The organism is Streptomyces sp. NPDC088254 (assembly GCF_044740925.1).
GTDB lineage: Bacteria > Actinomycetota > Actinomycetes > Streptomycetales > Streptomycetaceae > Streptomyces.
The window spans coordinates 328,424-349,848 of record NZ_JBIURQ010000009.1; the positions used below are offsets into that span (position 1 = coordinate 328,424).

A 21,425-nucleotide genomic window follows, 5' to 3' on the forward strand; every position below is an offset into this window, starting at 1 on the left:
GGGGCGCTCAGCGCTCCGCGCTCCGGCGACTGATGCCGAATGGGACGGTCCGTTTCGCCGACCCGAACCCTAACCCTGAAGTTTAGGGTTACCAGTGTGTCTGTTCCTTGGAGTCTTCTGAACAGGACACTAAGTCGACAAGTGGCGCCCGTTCAACGAACACGCCGAACCTCCCGTTTTTCTTTTCACCCTATGTGATCAGCCATAGCGGTGCCCAACCAGGGTGCTGGCCTGCGCTGATGTGCGTCAACTCGCTGATGACGCCGGGGCCGTGGGGACGCTGACGTCGAAGTGCCGTGCCTCCGGGGAGGCTTTCATGAGCGCGGTGAGCGTACGGGCCTTCGCGGCGCCCTTCTCGGCGCTCCCCCAGGCGACCGTACGGCCACCGCTCAGGTCCAGCGAGATGTCGTCGTAGGAACGGACCTTGACCAGCCGGGCGTCCCGCGCGACGGCGGCCGGAAGCGCCCCCGCGGCCCGGACCGCCTCGCGGACCAGACGCGCCTCGCCGAAGCGGCGCAGGCTCGCGGCGGCCGAACCGGAGGAAAACGCTTCCAATTTCAGCAGCGGGACACCTGCGGGCGCCTCGGAAACCGTGGCGAACCGGACGCCGTCATCGTCCACTTCCACGAAATTCCGCCCTTTTCGAACCAGCAGGACGGGCTTGCGTTCGGTCACTTTCAAGCCGATTCCATGCGGCCAGGAACGGACCACGTCCACCGAGTCGATCCGGGGCAACTCGGCACGCAGGCGCGCCTCGATCGCGCCGGTGTCGACGGAGACCAGGGGCGAGCCGACCGGGACGGCGGCGGCCTCGCGCACCTGGTCCGGCGTCAGCACCTGTGTGCCGACGACCGAGACGTGCTCCACCCGCAGCCACCGCGAGCCGTACAACGCCCAGACGGCGCCCGCCCCGAGGAGTACCGACACCACCGCGATGATGATGATCGTACGAAGTCGGCGTGGGCCCAGCCTCCGGAGGAGGGGAGGGCCGGACGGCTCCTGCGGGCGTGCACCGCGTTCGGCGGTGGCGGCTCTGGCCACGCGCGCTCCTTTCCGTGCCGGGGCGCCGGCCGGGGCGCCCCGGCCGGCGCCCCTCGGCTCACCCGCCTGTCCGTTACGGGTCTCAGCGCGAGGCGATCGCCTCGTACACCATGCGGACGAGCAGCTCGTCCGCGTCCCGGCGGCCGAACTCGCCGGCGGCACGGGACATCTCGTACAGCCGGTGCGGGTCGGCGAGCACGGGCAGGACCCTCTCCCGGATCCATTCCGGGGTGAGTTCCGCGTCGTCGACGAGCAGTCCGCCGCCCGCCTTGACCACCGGCTGGGCGTTCAGCCGCTGCTCACCGTTGCCGATGGGCAGCGGGACGTAGGCGGCCGGGAGTCCGACGGCGGAGAGTTCGGCGACGGTCATCGCGCCCGCGCGGCAGAGCATCATGTCGGCCGCGGCGTAGGCGAGATCCATCCGGTCCAGATACGGTACCGGGATGTAGGGGGGCATTCCCGGCATCTGCTGGACGTGGGGCAGTTCGTTCTTCGGACCGACCGCGTGCAGGATCTGGATGCCGGCCTGCTGGAGCCACGGCGCGACCTGCTGGATCACCTCGTTGAGCCGGCGGGCGCCCTGCGAGCCGCCGGAGACGAGCAGCGTCGGCAGGTTGGGGTCGAGGCCGAACATGTGGCGGGCCTCCGGGCGCGCCGCGGCCCGGTCCAGGGTGGCGATGGAGCGCCGCAGCGGGATGCCGATGTAGCGGGCGTCGCGGAGCTTGCTGTCGGGCGTGGAGACGGCCACGCGGGCGGCGTACCGGGAGCCGATCTTGTTGGCCAGTCCGGGGCGGGCGTTGGCCTCGTGGATGACGATCGGCACGCCCAGGCGCTTGGCGGCGAGATAGCCGGGCAGGGCGACGTAGCCGCCGAAGCCGACGACGACGTCCGCCTTGGTGCGCTCCAGGATCTGCTCGGTCGCCTTGATCGTGCCGCGCAGCCGGCCCGGGACGGTGATCAGCTCGGGGGTGGGCTTGCGCGGCAGCGGGACGGCGGGGATCAGCGCCAGCTCGTAGCCCCGCTGGGGGACGAGCGTGGTCTCCAGGCCGCGCTCCGTGCCCAGGGCTGTGATCCCCACGGTCGGGTCCTGCCTGCGCAGGGCGTCCGCGAGGGCGAGCGCGGGCTCGATGTGGCCGGCGGTCCCCCCACCGGCGAGTACGACATGCACCGAAATTCACCGCTCTCCGGACGAACGCGCCGCCGAGGCACGCCGTCGCATCGTGTTCCATCTCCGGGGCCCCCACAGGGAAGCAGGACCCCCGGCTCCCCGTTTTCTACCAAAGCGGGGAGGCCGCATCGCAAGCGCTGCCCGCGCAGCGGGCTCGTCGCGTGCGAAGGCGATCAGCAGCCCGATGGCGAACATGGTCGGCAGCAGGGCGGACCCTCCGTAGGAGAACAGCGGGAGGGGGACTCCGGCGATCGGCAGCAGACCGAGCACCGCACCGATGTTGACCACCGCCTGCGCGGTGATCCAGGTGGTCACACCTCCCGCGGCGTACCTCACGAAGGGGTCCTCCGTGCGTCCGGCCACGCGGATACCCGCATAGCCTAGAGCCGCGAACAGGGCGAGCACCGACAGCGTCCCCGCCAGGCCCAGTTCCTCACCGGTGACGGCGAAGATGAAGTCCGTGTGGGCTTCGGGGAGTTGCCCCCATTTCTCCACACTCGCCCCGAGACCGGAGCCGAAGATCCCGCCGGAGGCGAGCGCATAGATCCCGTGCACGGCCTGCCAGCAGTCGACCTTGCCCGCCTGCGGCTCGGTGGCGCCCAGGCACTGGAGGCGGGCCATGCGGTTGTCGCTGGTCCGGATCAGGATCACGCCGATCACCGCCGCGACGGACAGCACCCCGACGAAGAGCCGGGTGGGCGCGCCCGCCAGCCACAGCAGGCCGAACAGGACCGCCGTGAGGATGATCGCCGTGCCCATGTCCCCGCCGAGCATGATCAGTCCGAGCAGCATGAACGCGACCGGCACCAGCGGCACCAGCATGTGCTTCCACTGGGTCAGCAGCTTCCGGTCGTGTTTGCGGGCGAGCAGGTCCGCGCCCCACAGCACCAGGGCGAGCTTGCCGAACTCGCTGGGCTGGATCTGGAAGGAGCCGCCGAGCGAGATCCAGTTCTGGTTGCCGTTGACCGCCATCCCTATGCCCGGGATCTGGACCAGGACCATCAGGAAGACGGCGCCGGCGAGGATCGGGTAGGCCAGCGCCCGGTGCAGCTTCACCGGCATCCGGGAGGCGATCAGCAGCAGCCCCCCGCCGATGGCGGCGGCGAGGAACTGCTTGCGGAAGAAGAACGAGCCCGGCAGCGACATCTGCAACGCCTTGATCTGCGAGGCCGAGTAGACCATCACCAGACCGAGCACGGTGATCAGCAGGCTGCCGCCGAGGATCAGGTAGTAGGCGGTCAGCGGCCGGTCCCAGGCCTTGCGCGCGCGGGTGCACAGCCGCAGCACGGGGTTCTCCGGCCGCGGCGGGGAGGCGGCGGGCCTGCGGACGGCGCGCTGGACGGGCGGACGCCCGGTACGGCTACCGGGCACCGCGGCCTCCGCTGAACGTGAACCTCGACGGTCCCACGCGTCCCTCCCAAGGTCCGCCCGGCGGCGGCCGGGTCACGCGCCGAGTTCGCGAACGGCCTCCGCGAACGCGTCGCCGCGCTGGTTGTAGTTGGCGAACATGTCCATGGAGGCGCAGGCCGGGGCGAGCAGCACCGTGTCGCCGGGCCGCGCCAGCCGCTTCGCCTCCTGGACGGCCTGGAGCATCGCCCCAGTGTCGGTCCGGTCGAGGTCGACGACGGGTACTTCCGGGGCGTGTCGCGCGAGGGCGTCCCGGATCAGCTCCCGATCGGCGCCGATGAGGACGGCGCCGCGCAACCGCTTCGCCGAATTGGCGACCAGTTCGTCGAAGGTGGCGCCCTTCGCCAGTCCGCCGGCGACCCAGACGATCGACTCGTAGGCCGCCAACGAGGCTTCAGTGGCGTGGGTGTTGGTGGCCTTGGAGTCGTCGACGTAGGAGACGCCGTCCACGTCGGCCACGTGGGCCATGCGGTGGGCGTCCGGGACGAAGGCCCGCAGGCCGTCCCGGACGGCCTGCGGGGGCACCCCGAAGGCGCGTGCGAGGGCCGCCGCGGCGAGGGCGTTGGCGACGTTGTGCGGGACCGGCGGGTTGACGTCGGAGACCTCGGCGAGCTCCTGGGCGTTCTTCTGCCGGTTCTCGACGAAGGCGCGGTCGACCAGGATGCCGTCCACGACGCCGAGTTGGGAGGGGGCCGGTGTGCCGAGGGTGAAGCCGACGGCCCGGCAGCCCTCCTCGACGTCGGCCTCGCGCACCAGGTCCTCGGTGGCCTTGTCGGCGACGTTGTAGACGCAGGCGACCCGATTGCCCTCGTAGATGCGCCCCTTGTCCCTGGCGTACGCCTCCATGGAGCCGTGCCAGTCGAGGTGGTCGGGGGCGAGGTTCAACACGGTGGCGGAGTGGGCCCGCAGGGACGGCGCCCAGTGCAACTGGTAGCTGGAGAGCTCCACGGCGAGGACGTCGTACGGCTCCTCGCCGAGGACCGCGTCCAGCAGGGAGACGCCGATGTTGCCGACGGCCGCCGCGCGCAGGCCCGCCGCCTTGAGGATGGAGGCGAGCATCTGCGTGGTGGTGGTCTTGCCGTTGGTGCCGGTGACGCAGAGCCAGGGGGCGGGCTTGCGGCCTTCCAGCTCCCGCAGCCGCCAGGCGAGTTCGACGTCGCCCCACACCGGTACCCCGGCCTCGCGAGCCGCGGTGAACAGCGGCTTGTCGGGCTGCCAGCCGGGCGCGGTGACGATCAGTTCGGTGCCCTCGGGCAGGGTCGTCCCGTCACCGAGGCGCACGGTGACGCCGAGTGCCTGGAGTTCGGCGGCCTGGGCCCGCGCGCGCGGGTCGTCGCCGTCGTTGACGACGGTGACCCTCGCGCCGAGCCCGTGCAGCACCTTGGCCGCCGGGACGCCGGACACGCCGAGCCCGGCCACGGTGACGTTCTTGCCCTGCCAGTCGGTCACTTGTCCGCTGCCCATCCCGCGTAGAAGAGGCCGAGTCCGACGATGACGCAGATGCCCTGGATGATCCAGAAGCGGACCACGACAAGGACTTCGGACCAGCCCTTGAGTTCGAAGTGGTGCTGGAGCGGCGCCATCCGGAAGACGCGCTTGCCGGTGAGGCGGAACGAGCCGACCTGGATGACCACCGACATGGTGATGAGGACGAACAGGCCGCCCATGATGGCCACCAGCAGCTCGGTGCGGGAGCAGATGGCGAGGCCGGTGAGGACGCCGCCGAGCGCGAGCGAACCGGTGTCGCCCATGAAGATCTTGGCGGGCGAGGTGTTCCACCACAGGAAGCCGAGGCAGGCGCCCATCAGCGCGGCGGAGATGACCGCGAGGTCCAGCGGATCGCGCACCTCGTAACAGGCGTTGGGGTTGGTCAGGGTCTCGCCGTTGGCGCAGGACTCCTGGTACTGCCAGACGCCGATGAAGGTGTAGGCGCCGAAGACGAGGACCGAGGCGCCGGTGGCGAGGCCGTCCAGACCGTCCGTCAGGTTCACGCCGTTGGACATCGCGAGGATCATGAACAGCGCCCAGACGACGAACAGCACCGGGCCGATCGACCAGCCGAAGTCGGTGATGAACGACAGCTTGGTGGAGGCCGGGGTGTTGCCGCGGGAGTCGGCGAACTGCAACGAGAGCACCGCGAAGCCGATGCCGACGATCAGCTGGCCGGCCATCTTCGCCTTGGCCCGCAGACCGAGCGAGCGCCTCTTGACGATCTTGATGTAGTCGTCGAGGAAGCCGACCAGGCCCATGCCGCACATCAGGCCCAGCACCAGCAGGCCGGTGTAGGTCGGCGGTTTGCCCGTGATCAGCTTGGACAGGAAGTACGCGGCGACCGTCGCCAGGATGAAGGCGATGCCGCCCATGGTCGGCGTACCGCGCTTGCTGGCGTGCTCACGCGGGCCGTCGTCGCGGATGTACTGGCCGTAACCCTTGCGCGCGAGCAGCTTGATCAGCAGCGGTGTGCCGACCAGGGTCAGGAAGAGGCCGATGACTCCCGCGAACAGGATCTGCTTCATCATCGGGCCGCGACCTCACCCTCGGCACCGGTGTCGAGCAGCGCCTGCGCGACGCTCTCCAGACCGACCGAACGGGACGCCTTCACGAGTACGACGTCTCCCGGGCGCAACTCGCTGCGCAACAGGTCGACCGCCGCCTGTGCGTCGGACACGTGCACCGACTCCTCACCCCACGAACCCTCGTTATATGCGCCCAGTTGCAGCCAGGCGGCTTCCCTGCCCCCGACCGCGACGAGCTTGCTGACGTTGAGCCGGACGGCGAGCCGTCCGACCGCGTCGTGCTCGGCGAGCGCCTCGTCCCCGAGCTCGGCCATCTTGCCGAGCACCGCCCAGGTCCGCCGACCCCTGCCGATGGCGGCCAGCGCGCGCAGTGCGGCACGCATGGACTCGGGGTTCGCGTTGTAGGCGTCGTTGACGATCGTCACGCCGTCCGGGCGCTCGGTGACCTCCATCCGCCAGCGGGAGAGGGAGCCCGCCTCGGAGAGCGCGGTGGCGATCTCTTCCGCGGACATGCCCAGCTCATGGGCGACGGCGGCCGCGGCGAGCGCGTTCGACACGTGATGCTCACCGTACAGGCGCATGGTCACATCGCTGCACCCGGAGGGTGTGTGAAGGCTGAAGGCGGGCTGTCCGCTGTCCGTGAGTCGCACGTTCTCGGCGCGTACGTCCGCTTCGCCGGACTCTCCGAAAAGGATCACCTTCGCCTTCGTTCGGGAGGCCATGGCCCGGACCAAGGGGTCGTCCGCGTTGAGGATGGCGGTGCCGCCCTCTTCGGCCGGCGGGAGGCTCTCGACGAGTTCGCCCTTCGCCTGCGCGATCTGCTCGCGGCCGCCGAACTCGCCGATGTGGGCGGAGCCGACGTTCAGGACGAGTCCGATTTTCGGCGGCGTCAGACCGGTGAGGTAGCGGATGTGGCCGATGCCGCGGGCGCCCATCTCCAGCACCAGGAAACGGGTCTCCTCGGTGGCGCTGAGCGCGGTGAGCGGCAGCCCGATCTCGTTGTTGAGCGAGCCGGGCGTCCACACGGTGGGCGCCTTGCGCTGGAGCACCTGGGCGATCAGGTCCTTGGTGCTGGTCTTGCCCGCCGAGCCGGTGAGGGCGACGAGGGTCGTGCCGAGCTCGCGCACGACGTGCCGGGCGAGGGCGCCGAGCGCCGCCTGGACGTCGTCCACGACGATCGCGGGCACGCCGACGGGGCGCGACGCCAGGACGGCTGCCGCGCCCGCCTCGACGACCGCGCGCGCGTAGTCGTGGCCGTCGGCGCGTTCACCGACGAAGGCGACGAAGAGGCTGCCGGGGCCGGCCTCACGGGAGTCCCGGACGACGGGTCCGGTGACCTGGACGGACGGATCCGGTATGTCGTGCGTCTGCCCGCCGACGACTTCGGCGATCTCGGCGAGGGAGAGGGCGATCACAAGTTCATCCCTGGGTCTTCTGGATAGCTTCGCGAAGCACCTGGCGGTCGTCGAAGGGACGGATCACGCCGGCGATGTCCTGGCCCTGTTCGTGGCCCTTGCCCGCGACCAGCACGGTGTCCCCGGCCTGGGCGCGGCCGACGGCCGCGGCGATCGCGGCGGCCCGGTCCTCGAAGAGCTGCACCTCGCCGCGCTCGTGGGAGGGCACGGACGCCGCTCCCTGGAGCATGGTCGCCAGGATCGCGAGGGGGTCCTCGGAGCGGGGGTTGTCGGAGGTCAGCAGGGCGGTGTCGGCGAGCCGGGCGACGGCGGCGCCCATCGGGCCGCGCTTGGTGACGTCGCGGTCGCCGCCGCAGCCGAGCACGACGTGCAGCCGGCCCTTGGTGACCTTGCGCAGCGCCCTGAGGACCGACTCGACGGCGTCCGTCTTGTGCGCGTAGTCGACGACCGCGAGGTAGGGCTGGCCGGCGTCCACGCGCTCCAGCCGGCCCGGCACGCCCGGTACGGCGGCGACGCCGTCGGCGGCGGTCTGCGGGTCGAATCCGGCGGCGGCGAGGGCGACGATCGCGGCGAGGGCGTTGGCCACGTTGAACGGGCCGGCGAGCGGCGACCTGGCGGCGACGCGGCGCCCGTCGGGGCCGACGACGGTGAACGTCGAGTCCAGCGGGCCGACCTGGACGTCCACGGCGCGCCAGTCGGCGTCGGGGTGGCCCTCGGCGGAGAAGGTGACGACCGGGACGGTGGCCTCGCGGGTCAGGCGGCGGCCGTACTCGTCGTCGAAGTTGACCACGCCGAGCTTGCTGCGCTCGGGGGTGAAGAGGCTCGCCTTGGCCTGGAAGTAGTCCTCCATGCCGGAGTGGAACTCCATGTGCTCCGGGCTGAGGTTGTTGAAGACGGCGATGTCGAAGACGCAGCCGTCGACCCGGCCGAGGACCAGCGCGTGGCTGGAGACCTCCATGGCGACCGCCTCGACGCCGCGCTCGCGCATGACGGCGAACAGGGCCTGCAGGTCGGTGGCCTCGGGGGTGGTGCGCTCGGACTTGATGCGCTCGTCGCCGATGCGCATCTCGACGGTGCCGATCAGCCCGGTGGCGCGGGCGGTCCGCAGGCCGCCCTCCACGAGGTAGGCGGTGGTGGTCTTGCCGGAGGTGCCGGTGATGCCGATCTGGAGCAGGTCGCGGCCCGGGTGGCCGTAGATGGTGGCCGCCAGCTCGCCCATCGCCCCGCGCGGGTCGTCGACGACCAGGACCGGCAGGCCGGTCGCGGCGGAGCGCTCGGCTCCGGTCGGGTCGGTCAGCACGGCGACGGCGCCGAGGCCGGCGGCCTGGGTGACGAAGTCGGCGCCGTGCAGGCGGGCCCCCGGGAGGGCGGCGTACAGGTCGCCCGGGCGGACGGCGCGCGAGTCGTGGGTGATGCCCGTGACCTCGGCGGGGTCGCCCGGCTGTTCGGCGCCCAGCTGATCGGCGAGCCGCGCGAGGGGTGTCGCGGAGCTGTGAACCGGTCGCGGCGGTCCCGGATAGGTCACGGAAGCGCCTTTCTGGGCGGTTTGGGACTGATCAGCGTGTGGCACGGCGGTGAGCGTACCGGGCGCACCCGCCCGGGAGCGAAGTGAGGGCTCGGACGGGGGCCGGCGCGAAGCGCTGTTCCCCGGGTCGGGAGTGATCATGGTCACGGGCGGTTCCTGGCTGTGTAGTTCACGGGGAGAAGGAGACGGGCAGCTTCGCGGGCTTCGCCCCGGTGGGCGGGATCTGGAGGGATTTCAGGGAGAACTCCATGACCTGCTTGAAGACGGGGCCGCAGATCTGACCGCCGAAGTAGCTTCCCTGGGTGGCGTTCTGGATGGCGCAGTACACCGTGACGCGGGGGGCGTCGGCGGGGGCGAATCCGGCGAACGACGAGGTGTAGCCGCGGTACTTGCCGGTGGCCGGATCCACGCGGTTGGCTGTGCCGGTCTTGCCCGCCACGCGGTAGCCGGGAATGCGCGCCTTGGCGCCGGTGCCCTCCTCGTCGTCCACGACCGACTCCAGCATCTGGGCGAGGGCCCTGGCCGTCTTCTGGCTCACCACGCGCTTCTTCTGCGGGGCGTCGGCCGGGGTGAAGCGCCCGTCGGGCCCCTTGGTGCCGCGTACGAGGCTCGGCTGGACGCGGACGCCGCCGTTGGCGATGGTCGAGTAGACGGAGGCCGCCTGAAGCGCGTTGACGGACATGCCCTGGCCGAAAGGGATCGTGTACTGCTGCGAGGTCGACCAGGCGCCGGGCGCCGCGAGGATGCCCCGCGTCTCGCCGGGGAAGCCGAGCCCGGTGGCGCGGCCGATGCCGAACTCGCGCAGGTAGGAGTGGAGGACCTTGTTGGCCTCGGCCTGCGTCCTGCCGAGCTGGCCGGTGGCCAGGATGGTGCCGATGTTGCTGGACTTGGCGAGCACGCCGTTGAGCGTGAGGTACCAGGTGGGGTGGTCGATGTCGTCCTGGAAGAGCCGGTCGCCGCGGTGCAGCCGGTTGGGCACGGTGACGTGGGTGAGCGGCGTGGCCGCGTTCTCCTCCAGGACGGCCGCCATCGACATCACCTTGGCGGTCGACCCGGGCTCGAAGGCGTCCTGGACGGCCGCGTTGCCGAGGGCCTCGGGCCGGGCGTCGGACAGGTCGTTGGGGTCGAAGCCGGGCGAGTTGGCCATGGCGAGGATCTCGCCGGTGCGGGTGTCCTGGACGATGACGTAGCCGCGGTCCGCCCGGGACTTCTCCACCTGCTCGGTGATGGCGTTCTGCGCGGCCCACTGGATGTCGCGGTCGATCGTCAGCTCGACGTCGGAGCCGGGCACGGCGGGCGTCTCGGTGGAGCCCGCGGTGGGCACCTGGCGGCCGCCGGACTGGGCGTAGCGGATCTTTCCGTCCTTGCCGGAGAGCAGGGCGTTCAGCTGCTGTTCGACGCCTCCGCCGCCCTTGCCCTCGGCATTGACCCAGCCCAGTATCCCGGCGGCGAGGCCGCCGTTGGGGTACACGCGCTTGTTGCTGGGCACGGAGAAGACGCCGGCTAGGACGTTGACGGTGGAGCGGTCGGTGTCCGACTTCGTGGCGAGCGCGGACTTCAGGTCCTTGATCTGCTTCCACACCTGCGGGGTCTGGCGCCCGGCCAGCTTGGTGTAGCGCACGTCGGGGTCCTCGGGCCGCAGCTTCTTCACCAGGTCCGGCTGCTCCTGGCCGAGGATCGGCGCGAGGAGGGCGGCCGCCCGCTCGGGACCGTCGTCGATCTTCAGCTGGTCGCGGGCGAACATCGTCGGGTCGGCGGTGATGTCGTAGGCGTCCTCGCTGGTGGCGAGGGCGACGCCGGAGCGGTCGGTGATCTCGCCCCGCTCGGCGGTCAGCACCTGGCCGACGTACCGGTTGCGCTCCGCCTTGGCGGCGTAGGTGCTCGCGTCGACGGCCTGCACCTGGAGCAGCCGGACGACGAAGGCGGCCATCACGAGGGTGAGGGCGAGGCCGACCATGCGCAGACGGGGGCGGGGGCTGCCGAGCCGGATGACGCGCGCCGCCGGACGGGACGCCGCCGGGCGGCGGGCGGGGCGGGCGCCGGGGCCGGGGCGCCGTGTCCCGGCCGCGGGGCGGGCGGGCCGGGCGGGGCCGGGCACGCGCCGGCGCGGCGGTTCCCTGTCGGACACTTCCGTCACCTGCCGTCGGTGGTGGGGGTGGCTGCGGTCGGGGTGTCGCCCGGCGCGGGCGCCACCGGGGCGCCGGCCCCGATGACCTCGGGCGGGCGGACGGCCGCGGGGGCGTCCCGCGCGGAGGGCATGCCGGCGGGTGACGGGACGCCCTTCACGGTGCCGTCTGGGGCGAGGAAGGCGGGGTCCCCGCCGGGCACCATGCCGAGTTCGCGGGCGCGGCGCTGGAGGGCGTCCGGGGCGGAGTAGGAGTCGATGTCCCGCTGGAGCGCCTGTTCCTCGTCGGTGAGGCTCTTGGTGTCCTTCTGCAGGTCGTCCATCTTGAACGACCCTTCGCTGAGGGCGGAGTTCAGCACGAGCAGGCCGATGAGTCCGCCGCCGAGGAGCAGGACGACCAGGAGGACGAACGGGGTGCGGGCCGCCCGGCGCGGGCCGGCCGGGAAGAGGCGCGCGAGCCGGGCGGCCCTCCCCCTCAGCTCGGGTTCGCCGCTCACTCGCCCTCCCCCGGGCAGGTCGCGCCCCTCATTCGACGTCCTCCCTGATGCGCTCGGCCCCGCGCAGCCGCGCGGGCGCCGCCCGCCGGTTCTCGGCGATCTCTTCCTCGGTGGGAAGTTCGGCACCGCGCGTGAGCAGCTTGAGCCGGGGCTGGTAGCGCTCGGGGACGACCGGCAGTCCGGGCGGCGCGGTGGTGGCGGCTCCGGCCGCGAGCACCTGCTTGACGAGCCGGTCCTCGAGGGAGTGGTACGACAGCACGGCGATCCGGCCGCCCACGTCGAGGGCCTTCACGGCGGCCGGTACGGCCCTTTCCAGCACGGCGAGTTCGCCGTTGACCTCGATGCGCAGGGCCTGGAAGGTGCGCTTGGCCGGGTTGCCGCCGGTGCGCTTGGCGGCCTGCGGGAGCGCGGAGCGGATCAGGTCGACCAGGCGCGCGCTGTTGGTGAACGGTTCCTCGTCCCGTTCGCGGACGATCGCCGAGACGATCCGCTTGGCCTGCTTCTCCTCGCCGTACGCCCGCAGGATGCGCACGAGTTCGCCCGCCGGGTAGGTGTTGAGGACCTCGGCGGCGCTGACGCCGGCCGACTGGTCCATGCGCATGTCGAGCGGGGCGTCCTGGGCGTAGGCGAAACCCCGGTCGGCCTCGTCGAGTTGCATGGAGGACACGCCGAGATCGAACAGGACGCCCTGCACGCGCGCGATGCCGAGCCGGGCGAGGACGGCGGGGAGTTCGTCGTAGACGGCGTGCACGAGTTCGGCTCGGTCGCCGAAGGGGGCGAGGCGCTCGCCGGACAGGCGCAGGGCCTCCTTGTCCCGGTCGAGGGCAACGAGCCGCGCCTCGGGGAAGCGCGTCAGCAGGGCCTCGCTGTGGCCACCGAGTCCGAGGGTGCAGTCGACGACGACGGCTCCGGGCTGCTCCAGGGCGGGGGCCAGCAGGTCCAGGCAGCGCCGGAGCATCACCGGGACGTGTCGGGCCTCGCCCTCCCGTCGCTCGGCACCACCCTTGTTCGAATGCGCTTCGCGCCCCTGCACTGTGGGCCCTCTCAGATCCGGCGGGCCCGTACGCACCGCCGGGTCCCCGTCCGCTCGAAGAAGGGAGGCCCGCCGGCGCCGGAAGCGTCAGCCGACCGGGAGCGGGAGGAGGCCGAGCCGTACGTACGCGCCGCGCACGCGGGGAGATCTCCGGCGGCCGCGCCGGGGTCTCTCGGGGAATTCAGTCCAGCGGGGAGACCGCAGCCTCCCGCTTCGCGTCACTTTAGTCCACCCTGTGTCGCGGTCAATCAACCGGCCTGCGCGTCGCGGCTCCACGCGCGCGTGAAGCGGCGCAGCGCCCGAAACCACCCGTTCGGGTGTCCGCCTCTCACTCTTGTGGCTTACCTCACAAGTGCGGCGTGATGACGCTCTTTTTCCCTCCCCACCGCAGGACCGGAACGGCGGTGACCAGTAACGTCATACTCATGACGACTTCCGCATCCGTACCCGTCGAGTCCGCCGGCACCGCGGGCGGCGGCTCCGTGACCGACCGCCTCGTCGCAGCGAACGAGCGGTACGCCGCGGCGTTCGCCGACCCCGGCATGGACGCCCGGCCCGTGCTGCACGTCGCCGTGGTGGCCTGCATGGACGCCCGTCTCGACCTGCACGCCGCGCTCGGCCTGGAGCTCGGCGACTGCCACACGATCCGCAACGCGGGCGGCGTGGTGACCGACGACGTGATCCGCTCGCTCACGATCAGCCAGCACAAGCTGGGCACGCGCAGCGTGGTCCTCATCCACCACACCGGCTGCGGCCTGGAGGCGATCACCGAGGACTTCCGCTCCGAGCTGGAGATGGAGGTCGGCCAGCGTCCCTCCTGGGCCGTCGAGGCCTTCAAGGACGTCGACCAGGACGTACGGCAGTCGATGCAGCGGGTGCGGACCTCGCCGTTCCTCCTGCACACCGACGACGTCCGCGGGTTCGTGTTCGACGTCAAGACCGGCCTGCTGCGGGAGGTCGACCCCGGGCGGAAAGCCGGCCCGGAGTCGGCACAAGAGGCCTGAGAGCTGACATACCGCTGTCAGTTGTCCACAGGCGAGTGACACGAAACGGTAACGGCGGCAAGAATGCGGTGATGGCATCACGCGAACGTTTTCCGCGTGGTGTCCGTATTCGGGGTGGGCCGTTGCGCGGACAGAAGCGTCGGCCTGGAAAGAACGGGCCGAGGAGGGCCGGGTGACGACCTATGACGATCGAGCGAGCCTCACTGATCTGACCGCCACTGTGGAGCGTGTCCGCAGTTCGGTGGAGGGAGTGATCGAGGGCAAGCCCGAGGTCGTACGGCTTTCGCTGACCGTGCTGCTCGCCGAGGGACATCTTCTGATCGAGGATGTCCCCGGCGTGGGCAAGACGATGCTCGCCAAGGCGCTGGCGCGGTCGATCGACTGCTCGGTGCGGCGCATCCAGTTCACGCCCGACCTGCTGCCGTCGGACATCACGGGCGTGTCCATCTGGGACCAGCAGCACCACGTCTTCGAGTTCAAGCCGGGGGCGATCTTCGCGCAGATCGTCATCGGCGACGAGATCAACCGCGCGTCGCCGAAGACGCAGTCGGCGCTGCTGGAGTCGATGGAGGAGCGCCAGGTCACCAGCGACGGGCAGTCCTACGAGCTGCCCAGCCCGTTCATGGTGGTGGCCACGCAGAACCCGGTCGAGATGGAGGGCACCTACCCGCTGCCCGAGGCCCAGCGCGACCGCTTCATGGCCCGGGTCTCCATCGGCTACCCGAGCCCCGAGGCCGAGCTTCAGATGCTCGACATCCACGGCGGGGTGAACCCCCTGGACGACCTCCAGCCGGTGGCGCACGCGCACGAGATAGTGAAGCTGATCGAGGCGGTCCGCGCGGTGCACGTCGCGGAGGCGGTCCGGCGGTACGCGGTCGACCTGGTCGCCGCCACCCGCACGCACCCCGACCTCAGACTCGGGGCCTCGCCGCGCGCGACGCTGCATCTGCTGCGCGCGGCGAAGGCCTCCGCCGCTCTGAGCGGGCGCGACTACGCGCTGCCGGACGACGTGCAGAACCTCGCCGTGGCCGTTCTCGCCCACCGTCTGCTGCCCACCGCGCAGGCGCAGCTCAACCGGCGCACCTCGGAGCAGGTCGTCGAGGAGATCCTCCAGCGCACTCCCGTCCCGGCGGCCCCGCAGCAGCGCGGCTACGGCCTGGGCGCGGACGCGCAATCGTACGGCCGGCCGCCGCGGGGGCTGTGATGGCCCACGGCGGGACGGGGCAGGCGGACACCGGCCGGGGGGAGAGGGGCGGCGGCGTCCGCACCGCCCTGGCCGGTCTGACCACCCGTGGCCGCTCCTTCCTCGCCGCCGGCGTCGCCGCCGCGATCTGTGCGTACGTCCTCGGGCAGCCCGACCTGCTGCGGGTGGGGCTGCTGCTGGCCGCGCTGCCGCTGGTGTGCGCCGCCGTCGTCTACCGCACCCGCTACCGGGTCGCCGGCAGCCGCCGGCTCTCCCCCGGCCGGGTGCCCGCCGGCAGCGAGGCCCGCGTCCATCTGCGGATGGACAACGTCTCCCGGCTGCCCACAGGCCTGCTGATGCTCCAGGACCGGGTGCCCTACGTGCTCGGACCGCGCCCCCGGTTCGTGCTGGACCGGGTCGAGCCGGGCGGCCGCCGCGAGGTGTCCTACCGGGTCCGCTCCGATCTGCGCGGCCGCTATCCGCTGGGCCCGCTGCAGCTGCGGCTGAACGACCCGTTCGGGATGTGCGAGCTGACCCGCTCCTTCTCGACGTTCGACACGCTGACGGTCGTTCCGCGTGTGGAGGCGTTGCCCGCGGTCCGGCTGAGCGGCGAGGCCAAGGGGTACGGCGACGGCCGGCAGCGTTCGCTGGCGCTGGCCGGCGAGGACGACGTGATCCCGCGCGAGTACCGCTACGGCGACGACCTGCGGCGCGTGCACTGGCGCTCCACGGCCCGCTACGGCGAGCTGATGGTGCGCCGCGAGGAGCAGCCCCAGCGGTCCCGCTGCACGGTGCTGCTCGACACCCGGGGGGCTGCCTTCCGGGGCGCCGGCCCCGACTCGGCGTTCGAGTGGGCGGTCTCGGGCTGCGCGTCGGTGCTGGTGCACATGCTGGAGCGGGGTTTCTCGGTGCGGCTGCTGACGGACACGGGCGCCTCGGTGCCCGGCGAGGGCGCCGACGGGTTCGCCGGGGCCAGCCAGGAGTCCGCGGACGCGGCCGGGCTGATGATGGACACCCTCGCGGTGGTCGACCACTCCGACGGCACGGGCCTGTCCCGGGCGTACGACGTGCTGCGCGGCGGCAACGAGGGGCTGCTGGTGGCCTTCTTCGGCGAACTCGACGAGGAACAGGCCGCGGTGGCCGGGAGGATGCGCCAGCGCAGCGGGGGCGCGATCGCGTTCCTGCTGGACGGCGACACGTGGGGGCGTGAACCGAACGAGGCCCCCGAAACGATGAACAGGACGAAGGAGCGGCTGCGGATGCTGCGCGAGGCGGGCTGGACGGCCGTGAGCGTGCCGCGGGGCGCTTCGCTGACCGAGTTGTGGCAGCGGGCGGACCAGGAGCGTTCCGGTGTCGTGACCGCGGGCCGGGCGAGCGGAGGGGAGGCGTGATGTTGAGCGGGCGGGCGCGACTGACGCTGTGCTCTGCGGCGGCCACGCTGATGGCCTCCCTCGCGATGATGCCTCTGGTCGAGCAGGCCTCGTGGATCCTGCAGGCGGCGTTCCTGCTGGCGGTCCAGTCCGGGGTGGGCGCGGCGACGCGGCGGGTGCCGCTGGCCCGGCCGCTGACGGTGCTGGCGCAGGCGGTGGTGTCGCTGGTGCTGCTGACCCTTGTCTTCGCCCGGGAGCAGGCCATCGCTGGGCTGATCCCCGGCCCGCGGGCCGTCCAGCACTTCGCCGACCTGCTGCAGGCCGGCGCGGACGACGTGGGTCGGTTCGCGATACCGGCGCCGCTGTCCGAGGGCATCCGGCTGATGATGGTCGCAGGTGTGCTGGTGATCGGCCTGGCGGTGGACACCCTCGCGGTGACCTTCCGCAACGCCGCCCCGGCGGGTCTGCCGCTGCTGGCGCTGTACTCGGTCGCCGCGGGCCTGTCGGACGGGGTCGCGGACTGGCTGTGGTTCCTGGTGGCCGCCGCCGGCTATCTGATGCTGCTCCTGGCGGAGAGCCGGGAGCGGCTCTCGCAGTGGGGCCGTGTCTTCGGCGGCGCTCCGCGCACGCCCGGCGGGCCGTCAGGCCCGGTGGCGCCGCTGCGCACCGGGCGGCGCATCGGCGCGGTCGCCCTGGGCGTGGCGCTGGTGGTGCCGCTGCTGCCGTTGCCGGCGATCGGCGGCGGTCTGCTGGCCGGCGCGGGCGACGGGGTGGGCGCGGGCAGCGGCGGAGGGGGCACGATCTCCGCGGTCAACCCGCTGGTGTCGCTGCGCGACAGCCTGAACCAGGACGAGGACCGCACGGTCCTGACCCTGCGCACCGACTCCGGCGACATCTCGGACCTGTATCTGCGGATCGTCTCCCTGGACGACTTCGACGGCACCACGTGGAAGCCGTCGAAGCGCCAGATCGTCGCCGTGCCGGACGACTTGCCGACGCCGGCCGGGCTGAGCCCGGACGTCAGGCGCTCCCAGGTGACGACCCGGATCAGGGCCGCCGACTGGTACGCCCAGGACTGGCTGCCGATGCCGTACCCGCCGAGCGCCGTGAAGATCAGCGGGAACTGGCGGTACGAACCGGTCGGCATGACCCTGGTGGGCGACCACGGCCAGAACACGCGCGGCAAGACGTACGAGGTGACCAGTCTGGCGGTGCGGCCGACGGCGAAGCAGCTGGCCTCGGCCCCGGAGGCGGCCGGCTCGGTCAGGAGCGACTACACCGAGGTGCCGTCGTCGCTGCCGGCGTCGGTGGCGAAGACGGCGCTCCAGGTCACCCGGGGCGCGCGCAACGACTACGAGCGGGCGGTGGAGCTGCAGGACTGGTTCGCGGTCACGGGCGGCTTCGAGTACGACACCGAGGTGCAGGTCGGCAGCGGCAAGGACGCGATCTCCCGCTTCCTGCGGGACAAGCGGGGCTTCTGCGTGCACTACTCGTTCGCGATGGCGGCGATGGCCCGCACGCTGGGCATTCCGGCCCGGGTGGCAGTGGGCTTCGCGCCGGGCTCCCCGCAGGCGGACGGTTCGGTGGCGGTGAGCCTGAAGGACGCGCACGCGTGGCCGGAGCTGTACTTCGAGGGCGTGGGCTGGACCCGCTTCGAGCCGACCCCGACGCGGGGGACGACGCCTCCGTACACGCTGCCGGAGAACTCCGGTGACGCGATCGCGGAGCTGCCGCAGGCCTCTCGGTCGGCGAGCGCGGCGCCCTCGGCGCAGCCCTCGGCGAGCAGCAGCTGCTCGGCGGCGGACAAGAAGGCCGAGGCCTGCCTGGGCGCGCTGCCGCTGGACGAGGCGGAGCAGGGCGGCGGCGGGCTGCCGTGGTACGAGATCGGGGGCTGGATCCTGCTCGGGGCCGCGGTGCTGTTGCTGACGCTGCTGCCGATGCTGTGGCGGATGAGACGGCGGTCGGTGCGGCTGGCGTCGGCCCAGCACACCGGCGCCGCGGGTGCCGCCGCGGGCGGAGTCGGCGGCGGTGGCCCGGAGGCGGCCGTTCCCGGTCCGGGGGTGGTGGTGGACGTGCCGGCGCGGGAGACCGCGGAGGCGGCCGTAGCCCATGTCCTGGCGGTGTGGCGGGAGCTGACCGACACGGCCTGGGACTACGGCATCACGCCCGACGACGCGCTGACTCCCCGGCGGGCGGCCGCGCGGATCGTCCGCCTGGGCGAGCTCGACGACACGGTGGCCGCGTCGGTGCACCGGGTGGCGGGCGCGGTGGAGCAGGTGCTGTACGCGCCGCGGCCGCGGGCCGAGGCCGGGCTGGCCGACGAGGTGCGCGGGGTGCGGGCGGCCCTGCGGTCGCGAGTCGGAAGGCGCACCCGGGTGCGCGCGGTCCTCGCGCCGCGCTCCGCAGTCCGGGCCGTATGGGATCTCGCCGACCGCTGGACGGCTCTGAGGACGGCCTGGGCGGCCCGCCTGACGGCGCTGCTGCGCCGGCCGTCGGGAGAGCAGGGCCAGAGCGTCTGATCCGGACACGAGTGAGGGGGCGACCACCTTGTCGGGTGGTCGCCCCCTCGTCGATGTCCCTCGTCGATATGCCGGTGTCCCTGTGTCGGCCAGGCGCTGCGGGGCCGGCTGTGCAGGAGGGTGGGGCCGGTATCAGTGGCCGTGTCCGCCTTGCTCGTCGCGGCGGCGCTGCCAGCGCTGTTCGATCCGGTCCATCATGGAGCGCTTGGGCCGTCCCTGACCGCGTGGGTGGGCGGCGGCGCCGGCGGGCTGTTCGCCCGGCTTGGGGGCCTTGCGCCAGCCAGTCACGGCGAGCACCGCACACCCGAGCATGACGAGGAAGCCCACCACGCTGAGCCAGACCTGCTTGGCGACCATACCGGCCATGAGGAGCGCGATTCCCACGAGGAAGCCGGCGACTGCCTGGTAGACCCGCCGCCGGGTGTACGTACGCAGCCCGCTTCCCTCGAGCGCCGACGCGAACTTGGGATCTTCGGCGTACAGCGCTCGCTCCATCTGCTCGAGCATGCGCTGCTCGTGCTCCGAGAGCGGCACGGAGTCCTCCTCATCGTGCAGTCGCCGGGGCGACCCGGGGGGTCCCTTCAGGATAGGCAGGGAATCGCCCCCGTGAAACCCGCCCCTCTGCGCCAATTGGCCAACCGGAGCCCGCCATGGGCGTCCCGGACTCGCTGGGGGTTCCATTCCCCAGCGGCCGACCCGTCATGCCGGGCGGTCTCCCTCGATCATACGGCGCACAGCGCCCGAACGGGGGGCCTGTGGCGTACTCCATGTGCGGCCAAGTCGCTGATCAGCGTGTGCCTGGCGGGTCACCCCACCGGTCACTCAGGCCTCCTCGGCCCCTCGGGTCTCGCCGAGGACGTGGAGCTGGGTCGCCACGGAGTGGAAGGCGGGTAGTTCGGCGGCGGCCTCCTCCAGCTTCAGCAGTGCTTCCAGGGCGCCGGGCTCGGTGTCCACGAGGACGCCGGGCACGAGGTCGGCGAAGACCCGCACACCGTGCACCGCGCCGACGGCGAGGCCGGCGCCCTCGACCAGGCCGGTGAGCTGTTCGGCGGTGAAGCGGTGCGGCACGGGGTCGCTCTCGCCCCAGCGGCCGGCCGGGTCGGTGAGCGCCTGCCGGGCCTCCGTGAAGTGACCGGCGAGGGCGCGCGCGACCACGGCTCCGCCGAGGCCGGCGGCGAGCAGGCTGAGCACGCCCTCCGGGCGCAGCGCGGCCACCGCGTTGCGGACGCCCTCGGCCGGGTCGTCGACGTACTCCAGGACGCCGTGGCACAGGACGGCGTCATAGGCGCCGCGTTCGACGACGTCGAAGAGGCCGTGCGCGTCGCCCTGGACGCCGCGGACGCGCTCGGCGACGCCTGCCTCGGCGGCGCGGCGCTCCAGCGCGAACAGCGCGTTGGGGCTGGGGTCGACGACGGTGACCCGGTGCCCGAGCCGGGCCACGAGCACGGCGAACTGGCCGCTGCCGCCCCCGGTGTCCAGGACGTCCAGCGACTCCCGCCCGGTGGCCTTGACCCGGCGGTCCAGGGCGTCCTGGAGGACGTCCCGGACGACGGCGGTGCGGAGAGCGGCGCGGGGGCGGGAGTCGGAGCGCGGCGACGTCGTCTCCGGGCGGTGGGGGGCGGGAGGGCGCATCGGGTCCGACACGGCAGTTGACTCCTCGGCGCGGCACCGCCTCTTGCGCGGCGGAGCGAACGGGGCGCCTTCCCGGCCCTGGTCGAGGGGGAAGGCTTCAGGCGCCCTCCACCCTATTGCCTCGCGGCGCTCGCCTCAGCGCCGCACCTGGTCACCGCGGCGCCGGGGGCATCGGGGTGACCAGGTGTCGCCGGGGTGCCAGCCGTCGACGGTGTGCCAGGGGTCGGCGTCTCATCCCGCGTCCGGCATGTCCCGGCCCTCCCCCGGGGCGTCGTGCGTCCGGGCGCCGGGGCGGGGCGGGCCTTCGCGGTGCTGCGGTCCGTCCTGGCGGGGCTGGGGCAGGGCCGGCTGCAGGACCAGCATGCGTTCCACGATGCGGAGGAACATCGCCACGTCCCTGATGAGGTCGTCGGCGTCCCTACGGCCGGCCGCGCCCTGGATGCCGGCCTCGGCCCGGGCGCGGCGGCGGGCCCCGGAGGCGAAGAGCGCGCTCCACTCGGTGAGTTCGGGCGCTATCTCGGGGAGCACTTCCCATGCGCTCCGGATGCGGGCCCGGCGCTTGGGCGAGGTCTCGGGCCGGCCACGCGCGGCGAGCACGGCGGCGGCGGTGCGCAGGGCGGCGAGGTGGGCCGTGGCGTAGCGCTCGTTGGGGGTTTCGAGGACGGCGGCCTCGTCCAGTCCGGCGCGGGCCTGGGCGAGCAGGTCGAGGGCGGCGGGCGGGGCGGTGGTCCGGCGCAGCACGGGGTGCACGTCGCTCGCCGGTCCGGTCAGTGAGGGGGCAGGGCCGAACGCGCGGCGCCGGTGGGCGGCTGCGGGGTTGCTGGCCATGACGAACCTCCTGTCGTCTGTGTGACGGCACGGCCCGATACGGGGTGCCGTATGTGCCCATCGTGGGGTATGGCACTGACAATCCGTTCTGAGCTGGGCTTTTGCTTCGAGCGAAGGTTCGCGTTAGTTTTTGCACTGACCAGTCAGTTCAAATTGGTGGGA

17 protein-coding genes are annotated in these 21,425 nt (G+C 72.5%); 4 read left to right on the forward strand and 13 right to left on the reverse strand.

Annotated elements, in window-relative coordinates:
- Positions 1–246: 246 nt before the first annotated feature.
- The 10 genes from ACIOC0_RS26545 to rsmH all read right to left on the reverse strand — a co-directional run bounded on the left by ACIOC0_RS26545 (position 247) and on the right by rsmH (position 12,727).
- Positions 247–1,041, reverse strand: coding sequence for a cell division protein FtsQ/DivIB (locus ACIOC0_RS26545; protein ID WP_402158074.1), 795 nt, complete (start codon positions 1,039–1,041; stop codon positions 247–249).
- An 82-nt stretch (positions 1,042–1,123) separates the two neighbouring features.
- Positions 1,124–2,209 (reverse strand): undecaprenyldiphospho-muramoylpentapeptide beta-N-acetylglucosaminyltransferase, encoded by a 1,086-nt coding sequence (gene murG / locus ACIOC0_RS26550; protein WP_402158075.1) that lies wholly within the window; start codon positions 2,207–2,209, stop codon positions 1,124–1,126.
- A gap of 6 nt (positions 2,210–2,215) precedes the next feature.
- Complete coding sequence (gene ftsW, locus ACIOC0_RS26555; protein WP_402158077.1) at positions 2,216–3,580, reverse strand: putative lipid II flippase FtsW; 1,365 nt, start codon at positions 3,578–3,580, stop codon at positions 2,216–2,218.
- Between the two features lie 72 nt (positions 3,581–3,652).
- Entirely contained in the window at positions 3,653–5,080 is a 1,428-nt protein-coding gene (gene murD, locus ACIOC0_RS26560; RefSeq protein WP_402158078.1) for a UDP-N-acetylmuramoyl-L-alanine--D-glutamate ligase, read from the reverse strand.
- Positions 5,062–6,135, reverse strand: a complete 1,074-nt coding sequence (mraY, locus tag ACIOC0_RS26565) for a phospho-N-acetylmuramoyl-pentapeptide-transferase (protein WP_130437212.1) — start codon at positions 6,133–6,135, stop codon at positions 5,062–5,064. The genes murD and mraY overlap by 19 nt, the downstream gene beginning before the upstream one ends.
- A complete protein-coding gene (gene murF, locus ACIOC0_RS26570) occupies positions 6,132–7,547 on the reverse strand; it encodes a UDP-N-acetylmuramoyl-tripeptide--D-alanyl-D-alanine ligase (protein ID WP_402158080.1) in 1,416 nt (471 codons plus the stop codon). Before murF ends, mraY begins: the two co-directional genes overlap by 4 nt.
- Positions 7,548–7,551: 4 nt before the next feature.
- Positions 7,552–9,072, reverse strand: coding sequence for a UDP-N-acetylmuramoyl-L-alanyl-D-glutamate--2,6-diaminopimelate ligase (locus ACIOC0_RS26575; RefSeq protein WP_402158082.1), 1,521 nt, complete (start codon positions 9,070–9,072; stop codon positions 7,552–7,554).
- Positions 9,073–9,241: 169 nt separating this feature from the next.
- Positions 9,242–11,200: a peptidoglycan D,D-transpeptidase FtsI family protein gene (locus tag ACIOC0_RS26580; protein WP_402158083.1), complete on the reverse strand. Its 1,959-nt coding sequence runs from the start codon at positions 11,198–11,200 to the stop codon at positions 9,242–9,244.
- A 5-nt stretch (positions 11,201–11,205) separates the two neighbouring features.
- Positions 11,206–11,694: a septum formation initiator family protein gene (locus tag ACIOC0_RS26585; RefSeq protein ID WP_402158084.1), complete on the reverse strand. Its 489-nt coding sequence runs from the start codon at positions 11,692–11,694 to the stop codon at positions 11,206–11,208.
- A gap of 28 nt (positions 11,695–11,722) precedes the next feature.
- Positions 11,723–12,727 carry a 16S rRNA (cytosine(1402)-N(4))-methyltransferase RsmH gene (rsmH, locus tag ACIOC0_RS26590; RefSeq protein ID WP_402158085.1) on the reverse strand — a complete coding sequence of 335 codons (1,005 nt, stop codon included), beginning with the start codon at positions 12,725–12,727 and terminating at the stop codon, positions 11,723–11,725.
- A 425-nt stretch (positions 12,728–13,152) separates the two neighbouring features.
- Between rsmH and ACIOC0_RS26595 the strand changes: the two genes are divergently transcribed.
- The 4 genes from ACIOC0_RS26595 to ACIOC0_RS26610 all read left to right on the forward strand — a co-directional run bounded on the left by ACIOC0_RS26595 (position 13,153) and on the right by ACIOC0_RS26610 (position 18,803).
- Entirely contained in the window at positions 13,153–13,731 is a 579-nt protein-coding gene (locus ACIOC0_RS26595) for a beta-class carbonic anhydrase (protein WP_402158086.1), read from the forward strand.
- 172 nt (positions 13,732–13,903) lie between these two features.
- On the forward strand, positions 13,904–14,935 hold the full coding sequence (locus ACIOC0_RS26600; protein WP_352246306.1) for a MoxR family ATPase: 1,032 nt from the start codon (positions 13,904–13,906) through the stop codon (positions 14,933–14,935).
- A complete protein-coding gene (locus ACIOC0_RS26605; RefSeq protein WP_402158087.1) occupies positions 14,935–16,305 on the forward strand; it encodes a DUF58 domain-containing protein in 1,371 nt (456 codons plus the stop codon). The genes ACIOC0_RS26600 and ACIOC0_RS26605 overlap by 1 nt, the downstream gene beginning before the upstream one ends.
- 2 nt (positions 16,306–16,307) lie before the next feature.
- Entirely contained in the window at positions 16,308–18,803 is a 2,496-nt protein-coding gene (locus ACIOC0_RS26610; RefSeq protein WP_402158220.1) for a DUF3488 and DUF4129 domain-containing transglutaminase family protein, read from the forward strand.
- Positions 18,804–18,935: 132 nt separating this feature from the next.
- Here ACIOC0_RS26610 and ACIOC0_RS26615 read toward each other — a convergent pair whose 3' ends face one another.
- The 3 genes from ACIOC0_RS26615 to ACIOC0_RS26625 form a co-directional block, all read right to left on the reverse strand.
- Entirely contained in the window at positions 18,936–19,337 is a 402-nt protein-coding gene (locus ACIOC0_RS26615; RefSeq protein ID WP_130437204.1) for a DUF3040 domain-containing protein, read from the reverse strand.
- Positions 19,338–19,625: 288 nt separating this feature from the next.
- Positions 19,626–20,447 carry a class I SAM-dependent methyltransferase gene (locus ACIOC0_RS26620; protein ID WP_402158088.1) on the reverse strand — a complete coding sequence of 274 codons (822 nt, stop codon included), beginning with the start codon at positions 20,445–20,447 and terminating at the stop codon, positions 19,626–19,628.
- A 219-nt stretch (positions 20,448–20,666) separates the two neighbouring features.
- On the reverse strand, positions 20,667–21,263 hold the full coding sequence (locus ACIOC0_RS26625; protein WP_402158090.1) for an SAV_6107 family HEPN domain-containing protein: 597 nt from the start codon (positions 21,261–21,263) through the stop codon (positions 20,667–20,669).
- Positions 21,264–21,425: the final 162 nt, after the last annotated feature.

Bases quoted from the DNA above. Each gene is read 5' to 3' on its own strand.
- mraY (WP_130437212.1), bottom strand. From the start codon at position 6,135: ATGATGAAGCAGATCCTGTTCGCGGGAGTCATCGGCCTCTTCCTGACC.
- ACIOC0_RS26625 (WP_402158090.1), bottom strand. From the start codon at position 21,263: ATGGCCAGCAACCCCGCAGCCGCCCACCGGCGCCGCGCGTTCGGCCCT.
- ACIOC0_RS26595 (WP_402158086.1), top strand. From the start codon at position 13,153: ATGACGACTTCCGCATCCGTACCCGTCGAGTCCGCCGGCACCGCGGGC.
- murD (WP_402158078.1), bottom strand. From the start codon at position 5,080: ATGGGCAGCGGACAAGTGACCGACTGGCAGGGCAAGAACGTCACCGTG.
- ACIOC0_RS26605 (WP_402158087.1), top strand. From the start codon at position 14,935: ATGGCCCACGGCGGGACGGGGCAGGCGGACACCGGCCGGGGGGAGAGG.